Below are 19,171 nucleotides of genomic sequence, written 5' to 3'. Positions count from 1 at the left end.
TTGCGCGAGGGTTGCCGAGGCTCTAACCTCTCGTCTCTTTCATTGCCCAGCACGTGGACGTTGCAGTGTGGCGATTTATATAATAAGAGCGGTTAACCCGCCCATGATTATAGTCCTTAATGTCAGCCGCACGCCGTAGTTCGTGTTCGAGTTCGTCCCGGCGTTATTCGCATTCGAGTACGCGAGACCGCCATTCGCATTCGCGTTGTTGCTCGACCGCAGAGGGACACGGCATTGAGGTTATCTACCTTTTGGGTACAAAATTACTAAAAATCGGTCAATTAGAAAAATCAAAATTTATCGACCCGCCAGAGGCGGGATAAAGAGAGAGGGAGCAGCCTCCCGTTGGTCGGCTCTCCCTCTGTCGTTTTTTCGCAAAACGCGCTCTGCGTTTTACGCTGCCTCGTCGTCGAACACGCACTCGCCTCTGAAGGCCAGCCGCACGCCGCAGCTCGTGACCGAGACCGTCCCGGCGTAATTCGCAACCGAGTACGCGAGACCGCCACCCGCATTCGCGTTGTCGCTCGACCGCAGAGGGACACGGCATTGAGGTTATCTACCTTTTGGGTACAAAATTACTAAAAATCGGTCAATTAGAAAAATCAAAATTTATCGACCCGCCAGAGGCGGGATAAAGAGAGAGGGAGCAGCCTCCCGTTGGTCGGCTCTCCCTCTGTCGTTTTTTCGCAAAACGCGCTCTGCGTTTTACGCTGCCTCGTCGTCGAACACGCACTCGCCTCTGAAGGCCAGCCGCACGCCGCAGCTCACGCCCGAGTACGTCCCGGCGTTATTCGCAGCCGAGTCCGCGAGACCGCCATGCGCATACGCGCTGTAGCCCGACCGCAGAGGGACACGGCTTCGCCCGGCTGTGTACCAATGGCCGTCGGAATAGTTCTCGTTGTATTTGCTTGTGTCAGTGGTACAGCGAGAGGCTATCATGTCGCAATAGCGGCCATGTTTGACACGGGCGACACACATTCCGTTGGTATCCGTGATACCCTGCACGACACGCTCCGTCTTAGTGAGCGGATTATAGATATGCCACTTGGCGTCAATCGGGAACGCTGCAACCTCTGCATATCGCTGGCGGCGCATTTCTACAAAGCTCGGCACATTGACCGCTACATTGTCCTGCCACTCGGAGTTACAGCCGACATAGTTCTGAATGCCGAAGATGATATTGCCTGTGTTACCGCCATTCCAGCGTCTGGTCACGTTGCCGTAGGCGTTCATGCCGTTGGCACCGGTGGAATATCCGGAACCGCAACCATAACCGCACACTGCCTGAACATCGCGATCACCTATGATGCCGAGAACAAGGTTATCAATGTCAATTCTCATCTCGTAGTCGATGCTGTAAAAACCGGGGCCGCGCATACGACACAGATTGATGAGGTTGGCGGCGGAACCCGTCATAGTTGATGAGGGTACCGTGGCGTTGGTAAGATTACCATCGTTATCATACTGCCAATCGGGATTGATGGTATTGTTGTTCTCGCCTCGCTTGGTAACGGCACCGCTGATTGAGCGGGCGCGCATAAGAGAGTCAAGTGTCATACCATACACGCCTACGAGTTCACGGATGGCAGGGTTGTCAAGGGAGCCACCGATATACACCCAATCGGGTTCTATCGCCTCGACTGCCGAGCTGTCAACGGCTATCGCCTCCAGATTGTCAAATCCGACAGGTGATGTAAACACGATTTTGACCGCTCCGTTAGGAACATCCGTATAGACATACTCGCCGTTCACAAAGTCGAACAGTGCGGCACCGACGCTCATGTTGAACTTCTTGATAACCTTTCCATCTTCTCCGACAAACACGGCACCAATCATGGCGTTGTTGACTCCGGGCCAGCGGACTTGTTTCATACCCGCAACATCAAGTTCGTAGACATTCATGTTGGGGTTGTCGGTAATCTCATAATCTCCGCCGGCAACAACATTGTCGGTGAAGATTGCGGCAAGAGATTTTACCATAATATCGGCAAGATGCTTGCGGTTCACCCTTGTTGCGGTTGAGATGGGTTCATTCGGACATGAGCTGATGAAGGTGTGCTTCTCCTGAGTCTTGAAGTCGTTGACACCCTTACGCCAATGGGGGTAAATGTCTTTCATGATGTCGAAACCCTCACCTGCAAGGTCGGCCGGGTCATAATCCGTGCCGTCTTTCATCTTGCCATAATCGGCATCGCTGATTTGGCGGAGGTGCATTTTGCCATCACGGGAGTTGAACGTGGCTTTGTAGGCGTGGCTCAGTTCTTCGATTTTCGCCCAGTGGCCGGGAACGGTGTAAGCATTGCCGAACTTGTAGCCCGTGCTGTCATCCATGTTGGTTATATTCTCGGTGTCGTTCTCAAAATCTGAAAAGCAGATATGAGAATACTGTGAGTTGATAACCTCCAATTCGGGGAAGTAGCGGTTGAGGCTATTGAGTCCGGCGAGACCGTCGCTATCCTCTTCCTTGATGAGTTCTGTAAGAATCCATCGGCCGATCACACCTGAACACTGATTGCTTTCCTCATAGGCGGCGCCGGAGGCATCAAGACCTATGGCACCGGAATTGCGGAGCAGTCGCAGAACGGTAACGGATGCCGTTACGTTCACATCGGGTATTCGTACCTCTCGGATGGCACCGGCGCGGGCCACATCAAGCAGAAGTGTCTCGGTGTCGATATACTTGCTACCCTCAACCCAAAGGCGCGTGATACTGCCGACACTTTCAATGGTAAGACCGCCGGGGAAAGAGAGGTTAGGCAGGTTGACGAGTTCAAGCGATGTCATTGTAGCCGGGAGTGTCAGCGTCTCAATCGGGGAAGTCTGTGCAAGGTTACACGTTGTCAGCTCCGTATTGTTGGCGATGATGCTTTCAACACGAGGGCATCCGCTTGCGTCGATACTCGTAGCCGTTGTGAGGCTGACATCAAGCACACGCAAGAACGGCAAATCGCCAAGAACTATTGAACCGAGGGGGTTAAAGCCGTTAAGCGAGGTATTTGCCGAGTGTTTGTTACCGCCAAGGATAATCTCTTCGGCAAGTTCCAGCTTGCTCAAATCGTCAAAGTGGAACGCAAGCGACATCTCTGACAGGTCAATGCGACTCATTCGCCCGGGATTGTAGATGTAGAGCAGCGCACCCGAATCGTGTGCAAAATCAGTAAAAGCATGGCTCTGACCCGCCTCGAGATAGACGGTTTCAGACAACTGACCGCTCGCATCATTACCTATACCGAAGTAGCCCGTAGCGGCTGCCGTGATATAGATTTTGGATTTAGAGGAAATTGCCGACACACGACCGCTGAGGGGATTGGTGAAGAAATCGCCGGTCTGATAGTAACCGTCGCGGATTGCCCAACGCTGCTCGATGAATCGGGGTAGCGATGTCAAGCCGAGACCATGCAGGGCATAGAAGTATGGCATATTGGCAAAGTGTGTCTTGTCAATATACTTTGATTCGCAATCATAGGTCGCTATGGTCTTGGGCCAGAACATCAGACGGCTCTCTACAAAGAAATACATTGCGCCATCCGGTGAGAATGGAGCCATTGTCTTTCCGCCAATCTCGGCTGTCTGATTGCGCATTCGGTTCACAACGCTCTTTAAGGAGATTGTCGTTACTCCGAGATCGTTGCTATTCCAGCACTCTTGCTGACGGTCGATATTGTTGAACAGCACGGAGCCATAACCCATGTAGGGGTTAGTGTATCCGGTAGCCTCATCAGTCATCTTGTTGGGGTCAACCTCCGCATCAATATCGCGTCCACCGTCGTTGTCTGCTCCGTTGCAAGTATCGCAGTCATACACTTTATTGAGATACATTCGGGTTGGCTCCATGTTGCGGTAGCCGGAGTAAACGCCATTCTCAACAGAACACCCATCTTCAAGGAAGAACATAGGCTGCATATTCTTTGCACGCTGATCGACGGCGGCGAGATAGTCGGTGAACGCGGTGTATGCCATAGCCGACTCCAGCGACATATAGCGATAGGCGTTCTCCTTCCATATCTTCTCCCATCCCGTTACTTTAGAATAGTCGCATGAATCAAAGAACCTGAGCATATTGAACAGGTCGTAAGGAACCTTTTTGCCGAGTGCCAGGTCTTCCTGAAGCTGATCATCATCGACCATACACTCAAAGTAGTATGTCCAAGCCGGGTATTCAGTGGCAGCGAGTCCGAGTTTGTTCACCCATGAGGATTTCTGCGTAGTCGGTTTCATCATATCCTCGACAGTGTTTACACCCTGCCACCAGTCCATTCCGGCATACTGCAACAGTTCATAACCCGTCACGGGGTTAAGAACATCTCCAGTAACGACCCATTTCCCGTTTACTTGCTTCATTGAGCCGGTTGAACGAGTCCATGCTCCGTTCTTGTAGCGATATATTGCATAATCTCGACCGCAATACTGAGATATGAGATACACGTTTCCGTGTGCCTTTTCAGTATTGGTTTCGGGGTCTGCCTTGAATCGCGCCTCTGTCTGGGCAAGAGTCTCATCGGGTGTACCGAAATACTCCACAAAATCACCGTAGTTAAGACATCCGAGGTTGTAGCCGGGTGTGTCCTTGAATCCAAGAGCCACCTGCTCGCCCTTATCCTCTTTCCAATTACCACGAGCCTGAAACCAAGCATCCTGCAAGGTGTCTGTCGTTGCACGGAAATAAGCGATGGGGTGATTCTTTGTGGAGTGATCCATCTGAATACCCGTGAGTATATCACCGTCTCCGAGGTCTTGGGTACCGTCAAAGGCGCGTTGCGCCGGCGTGAGGTAAGATGAGCCGAGGGAGCGGAACGTGGCGTTCATGAGGTCGCAAACGCCACAGTCATTCGCCATCGAGCTGTCAGAGTAGTCTTTCTTTACTGTGATAACATCGACAAAATGCCCGGTCTCGTGAACGAATACTTTGTTATGCTTGGCGGCAAGTATCGCCTTACGGCCGAGTTCGGTGCTGTCATCGGGATTCAGCAGAGTTACAGTCGCCTTGAGTCCCGTGGTCTTGTTCTTCTTATTGAAGTTGAATCGGTCATTCTTCTCCGGGCGTTGTGCCGAGGTGGTACCCTGCCGACGCCAAAGAACATTTATCGCCTTAAAGTTACATTCCGGGTGCTGTGGATTGTAGTAGTAAAGCGTGCAGGCGAATTGGTCAGAGGTGGAAGTTCCGCCGTTGAGGGCATAGTCAAAGTTGTTGAACGTGGTCTGATCTGCAACAATGACATAGTAAGGCATACCTTTTGCCGCCATGAGCGACATAGAGGGTTTGCCGGTGGTATCAAGCACATTCTCTTTGTCATACTCGGCAATCATGGCGGTAACATTACTCAGTTTGCAGAGGTAGTTACGGAACGCCTGCAACCATTCCATGTAACTTGAATAAGGCATGATGTAGTTGAGGTTGAAATCGCCATTGGCAGAGTTGAACGTGATGTTCTTGCTTTGGCGGAGTGCGCTTGTACCGGGCTGATAACCGATGGCGGCACATTCCTCACCATTGACATACAGTTTGACAAAGGAATAGTTGATACCCTTGTAGGTAACATACTTTGTGCCGGGTTCCACAACAACGGCAACAGTGATCTTCTCACCACATTTGAATCCGACGCGCTGCTGCTTGGGTGTTCCGTTAAGGACACTGAGGACAATCTCATTGCCGCGAATATAGAAACCCACACCGGCTGTCGGGTCATAGCACTCACAGAGCATAGCGTTCTTATCCTTGATACTCTTTGTAGAGAACGCTAACTGGATTGCGGCTCCGGCAGTCTCCAAAGCGGCAGATGAGAACGGTGCATAAGGAATCTCAGCGGTTACATTCTCTGCAATACGGCATACCGTTTCGCCAAGAACATTGACAAAACCATTGGAGTTATAGTTACAGCCGTTCAGAGTCATCTCATAGCCGTTGTCAATGATTCTGTGGTCGGTCTCGGTGTTGCTTCTGGTGGAGAAATCAAACGAGAACAGCGCACCCTCTTTCAAAGATGCGTCGATAGCAGACCCCTCAACGGTAAGCGTGATAGTTTCACTTTTGCTTGCTCCGCTCCGGGCGTACACATCAAAGCTCTTTGAGCCGTCGGTGGCATATCCTTGTATCTGCTTGCTCACATTGTAAGGCTGACCGATGGGACAATTGACGGTGGTCGCAATATGCCCGTCAATCATCACCTCTACCGGAGTATTGGTCTTGCCGGGAGTATATGCCGCCACATCGACAGATATTGAATCGTACAGGCGCACTTTGCCCTCAGTGCGATCATCGTAACGCATTACGACAATAGGCGTGGCGTTGGTGGAATCAACACACATCACGGCGGTATACACCATATTGCCGACAACGCCGGACGCAAGGTCTTTGCCTTGAATACGGATTGGATATGCACCGTGTTCCAGACGCTCTCCACCTCCGAATACATTGCACGGATTGATGGATATGTTGTGGGAGTACGAATCAACAACAGTGGCCGTGCCGAGTGTACGCCACTCACCGTTGTAGAACATCTCGGTAGTAACGAGAATACCGAGGCGCGTTGACACGTTGTTCTCAAACTTATACATCGGCAGACTCTTGTCTCGGTTAACGCCTACTTCCAGTGCGGTTGATGTTGAATAGTTGAGGGTCTGTATGCAGGTGCAGGTAACATCGACAGCGGTAACGGTGATGGTCTTGGTTCGGCGGTTGCCATCGGCATCGGTAGCCTGAATGATGAAATCTCGGCTCGATGCTGATGTGATGAAGTCGGTGAAATCAAACTTGAATTTCAAGTCGGCGGCACTCGTTGATGAACGCTCGTTCTTAACCTCGCTCCAGAGTTCAATGTTGGTCACGGGGTCAATGATACTGATGGTTCGGATTGTTCCGAGAACCTCATCCTCGCCATCGTAACTTACGCTCTTGATAGCAACCATAAGTGAAACCTCACTGCCGAAAGCACCCCATACCGCCTGATCGCAGTAGATTGTAAGTGTGCTGCCGCTTGCTGTTCCGGCCCCGTTGCTCTTCGGAATCTTGATGCTGTCGCCTATGGGGTTGCCAGCTTTGCTCACACCCTGGATTATATAATCCGTCGGGTCGGGAACCATTTCAAGACCGGCGAACTGGTTTTGTTGAATCTCGTAGGCCCCGCCGGTGGATAGTGCGTCTTTGCCATCTTTCTCCGGCGTGTCTGAGGTTTCCACCTTACCGCCTCCGCCATTGCCGAAGTCAACCCATTGGGCCTCATTGGTTGCGGTAAGGTCGGTCAACGCACCTTGATATTGCTTGGTCTCCCAAACAAAGGGGTTGGAACTCCGGCGATAGGTTATGACCATACCCTCCTTACGATAGTCTATGCCTGTGGTCTCTTTGAGGTCGAGCAGAGCCTGAATCGCAAGTGAGAGGGTGTAATCCTTATCCTCACATACCGCATTGATGTTGACAAACGGCTCCGAGCCTGCCGACATTCCGGCAAGATCGAGCCAATTATCTTTGTCAAGAACATCGTTGGCATCAAGTGTAAGACCGATATATTTGTAGCTTTTCCATGAGCCTTTGGCTATGGCGAAAGTTATATCCATACCGATTTTTGCTTTGCCCTGGGCTAATACAGCGGCAGGGGCATAGTATTTATCGGTTGAATCGTTGAGGGTGTAGAAGATTTTTTCCGGGTCAGGTGTCGGCAGTTCGGCAGTAAGGTTATAGACATTGCCGACGGATGCGCCCCCGACCTTAACGAGATTCTCTCCATCAAAGCGGTAGAGGTCGTTTGCAAGACGGAAAATTCTATCTTCACGGATTTTTTGGAACCCGTGGAAAGTGGTGTTGTAGTCGGTAGGATGATACCCTTCTGGAAATTTGTTTGACCACATACAGCAGGTGCCTCCCTCATTGGCAGGATAACGGCGATACCAAACGCCGGTGCTTTGGTCAGGGTTGTCCTCATAGAATCCGTCAAAGGGTAATATACCGATATTATTGACACGCATGGACTCATTTTGAACTTCATCACGGGTGTCCTTTAAATCTTCTTGAAGCTGTGCGCCCTCATCACCGGGAAAAGCGGTGCTTGCAGTGTGTCCAAGTGCAAGGTCAGAGCCAATGGTTACGAGTTCAGAACCGCTCCAACGGAAGGTCTTGTTGTCCGAGGTGCAGGTGTAAATCTTGCCTCCTTCGGGCACACGACCTGCGGCTGTGCCTGTTCCATAGGCATCAGCGTCGAGCCAGTTGTTGTAGTATGTGAACTGCGTGAGAATGAGGCTTGCGCCACCGTTTTGAATCTGCCAGTAATCCGACACATTGATTTGCTGTTGGAGGGTTCCACCTTCAACAGCGGGAGTGGCGGCATTCAGATTCTTGATGGGGCGTTTGATAATTCCCCATTGAGTATTATCTGAAACAGCAACTTTCGACACTGCGAGAAGGAATACGTCGTTGTCGGTGTCATACACTACCATGCAACCTGCGTCGGTCGATTTATGGATTGAAGATGCCATTTGCGAAGTAACGCCACTTACCATAGCGTTAAACTCTACGACATCATCTACGAAGCCGGGAAGGTTGGCGGCAGGCACCTTTGCATTGGCATCAAGTGGAGCAATACCATTAGGGGCACCAATCTTATCGGATAGTGCCGTAACGCTTGACTGAGCGGACTCGGCCTTAGATTTGGCGGTATTGGCCGTATCTTTGGCTGCCTGGGCGGTGTCGTATGCGCTCTGTAACTTTACTTTGTCGGCGGCAGTCATCAATCCTGCTTTGCTTGTGGTCGCAATCGGGATCGATGTCGTGATGGCCTTGCCTACCGACGAGATAGAGAGTGTGGCGGTACTTTCGGCAACTGTTATAGATACCGATTTCAACTCACACTTGTTGATGAGGGTTTTGAGAGAGTCTTGTTCCGATGAGGATAAAGACGCTATCAAATCCCGGAGCACCTTGTACGTTACTCTCTTTCCTCCGTTTATCTCAAAACTATCGGTTTCGCTCAACGAGGTTACGGGCGTGAGCTGGTCGATAGTCCGTGAGTTGGTACGGATTGATGAAAGCACGGCACTGACGATGCTCTGCTGTTCGTCTGGAGTGATTGCCATACTTAATAAATTAATCTGTTAATAGTTGAAGAAGTTGCTCTATAATTGGTGTCATCAACGCGGCGCATGGCGGCGTGATTCCTTTGTTCGATTACGGGGTCAAGGTTGGTTGACTGCTGGAGAGTCTGATTGAACACAAAACTGTTCACGCCCTCCAACTGCACGGTCAGTTCCGGCACATTAGCCTCTTTTCGGCTGTACTTAATACCATCGAAATAGACATGGGAGCAGATGAGTATTCGGTTCAGCATTTCGCCAAACCATACGGGAACACCCATACTGCCTCCGAGAGTAAATCTTTTCTGCGTTGACTCCAGACCGAACAACTGCGATATGTCGGCCTGGGGGGTCACGAACTGCTCGCTCTCCACACCGAAAGTCCAATTGCTATCTTTGAATCCTCCTGGGACTCGGAAATCAAAGAAATACTGCATCCCGTCAATAAAGAACACTGCGTCTTGACGCTGGCGGTTGTTCCTCATCGAATACTGAATCAGTGTTGTCTTATCCAATATCAGAGGGTCATCGGTAACTCGAAACACCTCACTACGACCGACACCCATTATATTTACTGAATAATAGCCGGTCGACAATGAGATTGTTGTGAACCTCAGAGTAACAGTGTCGTTTATGTCCCACTGATTGAACTGAATTTGATGCAGGACCGCTCCGTCCGGCTCACTTATAATCTGGGCGACAACGGTATCATTACGCCCTCCTATGAGCTGCAAGAGTATCTGGTCAGTAGTGGCGAATGTCTGAATATATTCGCTATCTATCCCATCAGCCTTTCGTTTGATGAAAAACAGCGGAGTGAAAGGGCTTACTATCATAGCTCAATATCTTTTACGATTAGTTCGTATTTTACGGCCTCATTCGTGGCATATTTGAATGTGGCATCTTTTACAAATCCCCTATACAGGATACCATTACTTTCAATTTCTATGAGATTGTTTTCAGATGCCGGTTCATCAATTTCATCAGTTGTAAATGATACTCTACCACACGTCATCAAAGGAGCATCAAGATCTATATCTTCAGACATAGCTCGGCCATCTATAACAATAGAGCTATTCCCCATGCTCGAAGCAAATTCAAGATGAAGATGCTTTGCCTGTATTCCTATAAATCCGGCATTTGCCTGGATACAAGCTATTGGAGAAAATGCGCCATTGAATACCATATCAGATATAGTATTTTCTATTCTAATGGTTCTATCCGGAATAAGTAACCCATTCTCACTTTTAGAAAGCACAAAGAAAACATCCTTATCACTTGACGAGTCTGTAGTATCCTGCCCACGCTTCTGAACGGCGAACTCAATACCATAGCAATCTGCTCGATATTTACTGATGAGACTAAGTTTCTTATCGTTAACAGTATGGCCGGTGGAGTAAGTATTATTGAAGTTAAACTCATCACGCCCATTGAAGCCTTCATAATCCTGCTTTTCGTATCCGATAGTAATTGCCGAATAAATCGAACTTGAATCAACAGAATACGAGACATCCCGAACGTTGTTTATTCTCATAGTTGAGGCGTCAGATTTAAACAGCTCAGAACGGTGGATAAAATTGATTACTTGGTTATCACAAATAGCCATTTCAACATTTCCATCATATATGTGAAGATTATAATTACTGTCGAAATAACACCCTTCTTTATCTTCTCCTATAAAAATGGTGTCCAAACGAGCTTTACCGGTTTTCGGGTCGTTATACGCATCACTGCCTTCCCATTTAGTGTAGTAATTGTTGCCACCGTCAGAATTGTAATCACCCAAAACAGCGCAGTATGGAGTCCCCTGTATTATCACAACTTGGGTTCCTGGCTCGACCGGGCACATCGTATGCAGAAGATTATCATTTGCGGAAATCGGCCATGAATTGTAGAATATTGACTGCTTTCTTTTGAATTGTGCCTTTGTGCGCGGGCCAAGACAATATGTATAACCGAATACTGTTTGCATCCAGTCTACAAACTCTGTGAATGATGAGTATATCTTTGCATCACCAATTCCACGAACACTCTCAGCCGCTAAAAGATACGTATTGGCAAGGCGATTATCGAAATCACTAAATGTTACACCAACATTAACCTTACCCATGCTAATACGATTGAGAATTTTTTCGCAAAAATCAAGAGGCCGTATTACATCAATTTCAGCACTTTTTCCTATTCCGCCCCAAGAAATCTCAATTTTCTGGTCGAGCATTAAAATCCAAAAAGGCCCAGGGCGAGAACCTAAACCGGGATTCGCCTCAGCTCCAATCCAGATTTTATCACCTTCCTTCAAGTCAACCGAATAGGTGTATTCGGGAATTTGCCGCATATATTCATCTGAAGACATCTTTGAATCCATCCATATGAATAAATTATCCTCGGATGTAGACGCCTCATTGACCCACCATTTCCAGATAGTATTTGTTTGTTTAACAAATGCTGTTGCGCCAAGTGTAGCTGGCGTTAGTATTGGCAGGTCCCCAGGTTTATCATATTCGCCTCTATATGTTATCAAGAAACTTTGGCTGCATAATGGACCTATTTTAGTAGTCACATCATTACTTGTTTTGTAAATTGTTACTCCAAAGTTTGCGGGTTGACAAGCATTAATCATATCTATTGCAATACCTCCCTTTATTGTAATAGTGACATCTGTTTTTGCTGATACCATATAGCTACCATCATCTGTGGTTTGGTCATTATACAGTAACTTTTCGTTGACAAGCACATTTTCTGTAATAATGTTTACAGGTATCCTATAAACAACACCCAAAGCACCAGGAACAGATAACTTCATAGTTGAACTATCATCGATTGTTTCTCCAATAACCTGATATGATACAACTTCTGTCATAGGAATACGGTCATAGTTTAACTGCGATGCTATTGGAATATCACTACCGACTCCAAACTCATACTTGGTACTCTTGTTTGCTTTGATGAGAGCGGCAAGACTATTGTCTACGCAGTTGACTTTTAGGATATTGTTGTCCCATACTATGGTTGAGAAATCAATTGGAGCTGCAAATCGTTCTTCCCACACCCAACGGTCTGTAATGGTATAAAGATATAGAGTTGCAACAGCATTGAATCCATCTCGGAGATACAAGGCCATCAACATATCGTATGCATCGCCAACAAACTCAAACTGCGATGAGAACGAGCGAGTGACACCACTAAAATCTGCACGCTTGTAAGCACACCGAACCTCATCCCAATTCTTAATACATTCATTAGGAATCTCGGTCCTTTGGCCGTCTATTTCTATAAAATATTTCGTGAGCATAGTTTTGGTCTTTTCGCAAATGTAAGCCAAAACATCGCCGGCTCAGCCAAACGGCTCAAATTCTGCCAAATGACAAAAGCGCATAACTCACTTTAACTCTTTGAGTTTGTGAATTATGCGCCCGAAGTTGCCCTGAAAGCGACTTTTACTATGGGAGCATCGGAGAGGGGCAAATCACCACATTGCCGCAGATGTAATCGCCACTCCACAATGCTCGGTGGAGGTCGGCAATTCCGGTGGCTATCGGATTGTACTCTTTATCAAATTTGCCCTCTTCGTTGACAATCATAATCTGGTTTTTGGTGAGGTGTACGATCTCAATATAGCCCTCGACATGAGCCTGAGCCTCTTCAAGCTCAAAGGTTTCCCCGTTCTCGGGGAAGATTTCGTTTATATCTCCCCCGACGGTGATAAGGTAGGCTTTGGCAGGTTGCAGTTCCATCAGATTGCGCAGATTAGATTCTCTACTTTGAAACAGCGGAATCCGTTCTTTTCGGTGTCAAAGTAAGCCATAGTCTTGTAAGACGGTTTGGTTACTTTCTTACCACCGAGTGTGGCACCGGCAGGTACATTTCTGAGAGTGCCCACAGCCTTACGGATAGAGCCGTCGGCTTTGGTGTAGTAGAATGTTACCACGCCCTCGCGCATGGCTTTCGCGAGGCGGTAGAGCTGCCACGCTTTTATCATGCAGATGCGCCACGCCTGCTTGGTGGCTTTCCAGAGTTGCCATGCATACTTCATCACTCTCACGCGGAAATTATTTTTCTTTTCCATAATTAAGGGGTTTATTGGTTTGACTTTTAGTTGGTTATTGTTTTATTTTCTGATGTAAAGTTAGCCATTATTTACAAGAGACACAAACAGAATGACCACCATTTAGCGTCTGATTTTCACCATTTTACCACCTTAACATTTACTGACATTTTAGCCGTCAAGAGCCTCACGGAGCATCTTGCGCCCGGCTGAAACTCTGCTCTTGACAGTTCCGACAGGTATGCCGATTCTCTCGGCTATCTCATCATAACTATATCCTTTGGCATATAGAAGAACACACTCAATACAACATGACTTACGCCCGCAATCACGGACTATCGATAGGATGCTGTTCACAGAAGCTCTCTGGTCGGCATAATCATTCCCCGTGTATGGGTCATATTCATCATATCCGGTAAAGAGAACACAACGGCGGCGGTTGTACTGCGTAATGTAGGTGTTCTCCATAATGGCTAATGCCCACGGCTTAAAACTCATTCCGGGGTTAAACTTCCGGGCTTGGCTCAGACATTTGTAGATGGTCTCACTTGCGAGATCATCGGCATCAAACTCGTCGGCATAGTATCTTCGTGCTTTTCGTCGTATCCATCCGGCGTGTTTTACAACAAGGTCTTCGATGTTCATTACTCCGGGAATTTGGAGTTGAACATTCTTCTTGTTAAATCACGCTCTTGCTCGCATTGAGTTCTCAACTTGCGGGCGGTACGGTGGAGGCGTTCAATTGCCATATCCATATCCGGCCGACGGTTGAGCTGCTGGCGGATGATTAACAACTCGGACAGGATTCTGTCACATTTCCTTTCTACTCGGTCAAGCCTCGACGGGCGGCGCTTATAACATTGATTACGTTTCGTCATAACACTTTGCGGTTTTGCAAGGGGTTACTAACGAACCGTTCTAAAGTGCGGTCAACCTTGAAAAAAAGAGCCTGCTATTATGAATGACAAGCTCTCATTAGGTTACAGGGGGCGGTGCTTACTTCTTTTTCAAGGCTCCACGCATCGCCTTGACTTCTCTGTTATGTTGGTCAACAAGATGGGCATATACAGTGGCCTTCATAGTGGATGTATCAATCTGGAACTTGAAATGAGCCATCAACATGGCAGTCTGTGTGTCGAATACCCGGCGGAAATTGATTGACCCCGGCTTGTCTTTCTTGCTCTCGTTTTCGATTTTCTCGATAGTGCTTTTAGCTCTTTCAAGACGTGATTTTATTTCTGCTGTAACCCTTTGGTCATTCATAGAATTTGCATTAATACCATACTCTATTAACACCTCACGGGCGCGGTCATGTTCATTCAATGAAACAAGATTCCGGCACATCTGAAATACCACAACCGACATCTTAGCCTTTATTAGTTCCTCTATGGTGGAGAGGTAGGAACTAACTCCGGCTTTATCTACAATCTCCTTGTATTCAAACACTATGTTGCGCATTGCAACAACAAGCACCGCCTCATTTACGACTTCTCGCTTGCCAATCAGCACACTTGTATCTCCACAAACGAGATCGACGAACTGGCCGACGGTTAATTGTTCAAGTCTCTCTATCATATTTTACTCTTAAAAAATTCGTAGTTGGTAAGGTAAGAATCGCAGTGTTGCTGTCGTGTCTGGCACTTAATGAGGTAGATGAGTTCAGACACACCTCTACGGATAGCGGAATCATCATAGACCCGGGAGGTCGGAGTCTTGTCCGAACCCACGGGCATCATCAACAAACCTGCCGGATTATCATCATAGTCTGTTACACTTGGAATGACAATGGCTCCCTCTGGCATATTAACAAGTGTAGGTTTGTCGGGGGTCAGCCATGCACCACCGTTGAACAATACAACTTCTGAACGACCACCATCACCGACAATGGCTGGGCCACCTCGGTGATAGTCCGTACCTTTGGCATACTTGGGTATGGGTGTAGCAAGAATAGTCGCGATTTGGATGGCACCCATCGCACCGGCGATTGCGGCCAGTACCAAGTTGGGCAGTGCGTGGGTTATCGCCAAGGCCGTTGCGATTCCGGCCTGAGCCAAACTATTGGCCTTTTCCCATACTGCCTGTTTGTGTTTGAGCTGCTGTTTTTTCTTCTCCAGCTCTTCATTCTTTTTGGCTGTCTGGGCCTCGGCCGCTCTCTTGCGGGCCTCGCCCTCCTCTTGGGTGATCACCTTTTTATTGACAAGTTCGGTAATCCTCTCCTGTTCTTTCTCTCCGGCTTCCGTATTAGCCTCTTGCTCCTCCTCTAATTTTTCAATCTGCCCGTCGAACAGAGTGTTTACGAGGTCGCTGATGTTGCCGATTGCATCGGATGCAACTTGGAGCCAGTTCTGAAGATTGGCTTTGCGCTTTTCTCTCAACCTCTCATCATCGGCTATCTGCCTATCGACGCTCTCGGAATTGGCATCGGCTATCTGATTTGCCAAATCAATCTTAGCCTTTGCAAGTTCCTGCTCCCATTTCAGCCTATCCTCGGCCGATAAGTTTTCAAGGTTGAGGATTTCCTCTATCATCTTGATAGCAGCCTCGCCAGCCTTTTGAGAATACTCAACCTCCAGGGCGTACAAATCATTTTCAAGATTCCGCTTGATTTCCTCTTGTTTGGCGGCATTACCGGCGGCAAGAGCCATCTCCTTTGCATAGCGTTCTTTGAGCGCGTTTACAGCATTGGAATACTCCTGATTGCGTGTGATTTCCTCAACGCCATAGCGCTCGGTAATCTTATCAGCAAGATTGTTGGCATATTCCTCTTCAAGTTCAAGACGCTCCTTGTTGAACTTGTCATTGATGAGGGCAACATCGGCGCCGGTTTTCTCGGCGGCTTTGAGTTCGGCGGCGCGTGTAGCCTCCAATTGGGCCAACTTCAAATCAAGCTCCTCCTTACTGCCTTCCTCAACGGATGCGAGGCGGTTTTCAAGATTGATTTTAGCAAGTTCTGTCTGATACTTCAATTCACAGTCGGCTAACGCTTTCATCATCTGCTCGACAAGAGCCACTCGGAGTTGTTGTTCTTGTGCGCTATTGCCAGTGATCGCATCAATCTTTTTCTTGAAATTAAGACGTATTAATGCTAAATCCTTTTCGTGTCCATCCTCCATAGCCTGAATCTTTGCATCTTCCAAATCATGGAGAATCTTCAACTGTTCCTTTGCTGCCTTCTCAGCATCTTTAGCGACTTTTTCGCGTGCTTTCTTATCTTCGGCAGATTCTTTAGGCGTGTAGTTGGGATCACCTTTGGGCTTGCTGGCAGGGGTAGAAGATGTTTGCACATTGGCTTTAACATCAAGTGTAACCTCTTCCATCTGCCCGTCAAGGGTCTCCCGAACCGCGTCTTCGGTATTCTTGCGAATCTCCTTGACCATACTTACAAAGTTGTCTTTGAAAGCATTTAATCCTTTCTGGTATCCGGCTTTGATTTTATCCAAATCAAGATTGAACACACCCTCGATGATGTCTCCAAGAGCCTTGAATCCATCAATGATTTGAGTAAGGACAAACTTAACAGTAGCCCATATCGTTTTGAACGAGTTTACTATTGAGTTGAATATGGCCCGGACTGCGATGGATTTATTGTAGAGTCTGACAAACCAATTAACAATATCAACGCACCCTTCGATTATCTTGACTATGCCATTGTTGATGAAGATTTTCGCGCTTGTTGTCATTGACTCAAAGGAGCCACCGGTGGCATCAAATACCGAAGCGATAGCATTTTCAAGTTCTATCTGACTCTTCAACTGCTCATCCTGAAGTCGGCCGAGTTCTCCGGCACGGTCTTTTACATTGTCAAGATTGGTGTCAATGTCTTTAAGGGTTAATATATACTGCAAACCAGCATCCTCGCCGGGACCGCCGAAGATGTCTGCCAATGCGGTTCCGACTTCAGAAGATGATTCTGGAAACTCTGCAAGTTTCTCGGAAACCTCTTGCATGATGTCAAAGGTGGTCTTACTTCCATCTGCCAATGCTTTTTGTGCTTCTTTGGAAGAAATACCAATCGCATCAAGAGCCTCGGCAGTGGCCTTGGTCATCTCTCTTATGCGGAGATTACCCTCTTTTATGACATCAATACCCTTATCAGAATAAATACCCGCTTGATTGGCTTGCGTAGTAATGGCAACAAATTCGCTTGCCGAGATTCCCGCCTCCTTGAAATAAGCAGGGTATTCCTTGACGTTCTCCAAAAACTCTCCGTTGACATCGGCGCCGGCGGCAAATCCGTCTTCCATCAGTTTGAGTGATTCCTGAACGGAAATGCCGAATTGCTTTGACATAGCATTGGCCGCCTCAAGCACCTCTTTGAAATCTTTGTCATAGGATTCCGCTACTGCCTGAACCTCATTTCGCACGGCTTTCAGTTCTGAACCAGACAAACCGGTAAAATCCTTAGTCAACTTAGTTGCCTCAACAAGCCCTTTATTGTAGTCATACCACCATTTGAATCCGGCGGCAACTCCAACTATGCCGAGAAATGCAAGCACCCAAGGATTAGACAATAGCCCCATCAGAGTATTCCCAAGAGCCTTTGCTTTAGTTCCAAGTCCATCAATAACACCTCCGGCATTGGTTTTACTGAGACCTTGAAGAGACTCTCCGAAATTGGTATTTATACCAACAAGACCTAATAACTCGTCAGCAGCATCCTTGTTGGCTTTTGTCCTTTCTTCGGTGGCATTTGTCTGCTCTTGTATGGCGGGCGTATTTTCTCTGATAAGTTGAGTGTTGTCTGCTATCTTTTTATTGAGCCTTTCAATGGTTGCCTGAGCATCATCGCTTGAAAGATCGACATGCTTTAACGCCTCTTGAAGTCTTTTGTTTTGAGCTTCGGCTTCGGCTATTGATGTTGCATCTTTGTCAATAATATCGCTGACATCTGACAGGCTGCGTTTGTTCTCTTCAATCTTTTCGTTGAGTTGCGCTAAAGTCTGCTCATAGTTCTCATCAGAAGTATTCAACATCCTTTTAGCATCTTCCAAAATCTTAGTTTGGTCGATGAGGTCTTGCGTGGTACGTGCCTCCTGATTCATAGCCGCAATGAGACTGTCTGTGGCGACAACTCCATTTTGTCCGGCTATGGCATAGTTGCCGACATTCCTCTGAAACTCGCCCATATCTGCGGCAAGATCCTTTAGGTGTGCGTCGAGATTCTGTATCAATGCTTCAAGTTCCTTGCCATCTTCAGTATAACGAGCCTCAATGCTCATCTCCTTATATGCCTTTTTCATCAGTTCCAAACGCTGGGAGAGTTGAACATAACTTCCCTCTACCTGCGTGTTGGCTTTTTCCTCGGCAGTCATTATCTGATTTAGACGAGCCTTCTCCTGGCGCAATGCACGATGCTCGGCAACTAACTGCTCTTGTTTTTTCATAAGAGCGTCAATGTCGGCACCTTCTTTACGCATAGCCTTCTCGTTTTCCTTTTGCGCTGCTACATTGCTTTTTATTTGAGAATCAATTTTAACTAACTCCTCCAACTGTCGTTGGTAACTGCCGTGCATATGGTCAATAATGTTCTTGACCTTTTCATGTTCGGTGTATGCCGCACGCTGAGTCTTATTGACACGCTCCTGCTCCATCAACTGCCGGGAAATGGTGTTGGTGGTATTAGCCACTACCTGCCTCTGCTCGGCAAGAGCGGCATTAAGGCGTTCAGTGGCTAAAGTCGCCTCTTTGGTTTTCTCGACAAGCAGTTTCTCCAGCTTGTCAATATCCCCGACAACTTTCACGTTCACATCAACGCCTTTTGCCAATTCCTTTGCCGTATTGGTATAGGTCGTGAGCAGCGTCTGGATCTCGGTATTGAGTTCCTTGATTTTGTCGATTGTCTCCTGGGGGACAAGGTCGGTTATCTTTGTTTCGCTCATCAGAATGGCGTTATATATTCTACAATCGGTTTCCCAATCTCAGACTCTGCCGAGATTGACGCGAACCCATAGGTGCCGTCATCATTCTTGTAGATGATAGCGGTGTTACCCTCCATCTTGGCCCACGCTTTTGCTAATCTGCGGAATCGCTCTAACTCCTGACCCATCCGCTTATGTTCACACG

Annotated in this window: 10 protein-coding genes; all 10 read right to left on the bottom strand. The window is 47.7% G+C overall.

The features are described 5' to 3' along the window. Positions 1 to 705 precede the first annotated feature (705 nt). Positions 706 to 9,066 (bottom strand): hypothetical protein, encoded by an 8,361-nt coding sequence (locus EZ315_RS12275; RefSeq protein WP_135472328.1) that lies wholly within the window; start codon positions 9,064 to 9,066, stop codon positions 706 to 708. Positions 9,067 to 9,068: 2 nt separating this feature from the next. Continuing rightward, positions 9,069 to 9,899 carry a hypothetical protein gene (locus tag EZ315_RS12270; protein ID WP_135472327.1) on the bottom strand — a complete coding sequence of 277 codons (831 nt, stop codon included), beginning with the start codon at positions 9,897 to 9,899 and terminating at the stop codon, positions 9,069 to 9,071. Beyond that, positions 9,896 to 12,355, bottom strand: a complete 2,460-nt coding sequence (locus EZ315_RS12265; RefSeq protein ID WP_135472326.1) for a hypothetical protein — start codon at positions 12,353 to 12,355, stop codon at positions 9,896 to 9,898. Before EZ315_RS12265 ends, EZ315_RS12270 begins: the two co-directional genes overlap by 4 nt. A gap of 148 nt (positions 12,356 to 12,503) precedes the next feature. Then, complete coding sequence (locus tag EZ315_RS12260; RefSeq protein WP_135472325.1) at positions 12,504 to 12,797, bottom strand: DUF3846 domain-containing protein; 294 nt, start codon at positions 12,795 to 12,797, stop codon at positions 12,504 to 12,506. After that, complete coding sequence (locus EZ315_RS12255; RefSeq protein WP_135472324.1) at positions 12,797 to 13,129, bottom strand: SH3 beta-barrel fold-containing protein; 333 nt, start codon at positions 13,127 to 13,129, stop codon at positions 12,797 to 12,799. The genes EZ315_RS12260 and EZ315_RS12255 overlap by 1 nt, the downstream gene beginning before the upstream one ends. A gap of 150 nt (positions 13,130 to 13,279) precedes the next feature. Further along, complete coding sequence (locus EZ315_RS12250) at positions 13,280 to 13,753, bottom strand: RNA polymerase sigma factor (RefSeq protein ID WP_135472323.1); 474 nt, start codon at positions 13,751 to 13,753, stop codon at positions 13,280 to 13,282. Beyond that, the gene (locus EZ315_RS12245; protein WP_135472322.1) at positions 13,753 to 13,986 is read right to left on the bottom strand and encodes a hypothetical protein; all 234 of its coding nucleotides are present in this window, start codon (positions 13,984 to 13,986) and stop codon (positions 13,753 to 13,755) included. The genes EZ315_RS12250 and EZ315_RS12245 overlap by 1 nt, the downstream gene beginning before the upstream one ends. A gap of 118 nt (positions 13,987 to 14,104) precedes the next feature. After that, on the bottom strand, positions 14,105 to 14,683 hold the full coding sequence (locus EZ315_RS12240; protein WP_135472321.1) for a hypothetical protein: 579 nt from the start codon (positions 14,681 to 14,683) through the stop codon (positions 14,105 to 14,107). After that, positions 14,680 to 18,987 (bottom strand): phage tail tape measure protein, encoded by a 4,308-nt coding sequence (locus EZ315_RS12235; RefSeq protein WP_135472320.1) that lies wholly within the window; start codon positions 18,985 to 18,987, stop codon positions 14,680 to 14,682. Before EZ315_RS12235 ends, EZ315_RS12240 begins: the two co-directional genes overlap by 4 nt. After that, entirely contained in the window at positions 18,987 to 19,154 is a 168-nt protein-coding gene (locus tag EZ315_RS16390; RefSeq protein ID WP_170957538.1) for a hypothetical protein, read from the bottom strand. The genes EZ315_RS12235 and EZ315_RS16390 overlap by 1 nt, the downstream gene beginning before the upstream one ends. Positions 19,155 to 19,171: the final 17 nt, after the last annotated feature.

It is taken from the genome of Duncaniella freteri (assembly GCF_004766125.1).
In the GTDB taxonomy this organism is placed as follows: Bacteria; Bacteroidota; Bacteroidia; order Bacteroidales; family Muribaculaceae; genus Duncaniella; species Duncaniella freteri.
The sequence above is the reverse complement of the archived record's forward strand: the minus strand, read 5'-3'. Positions and strand labels throughout refer to the sequence as shown.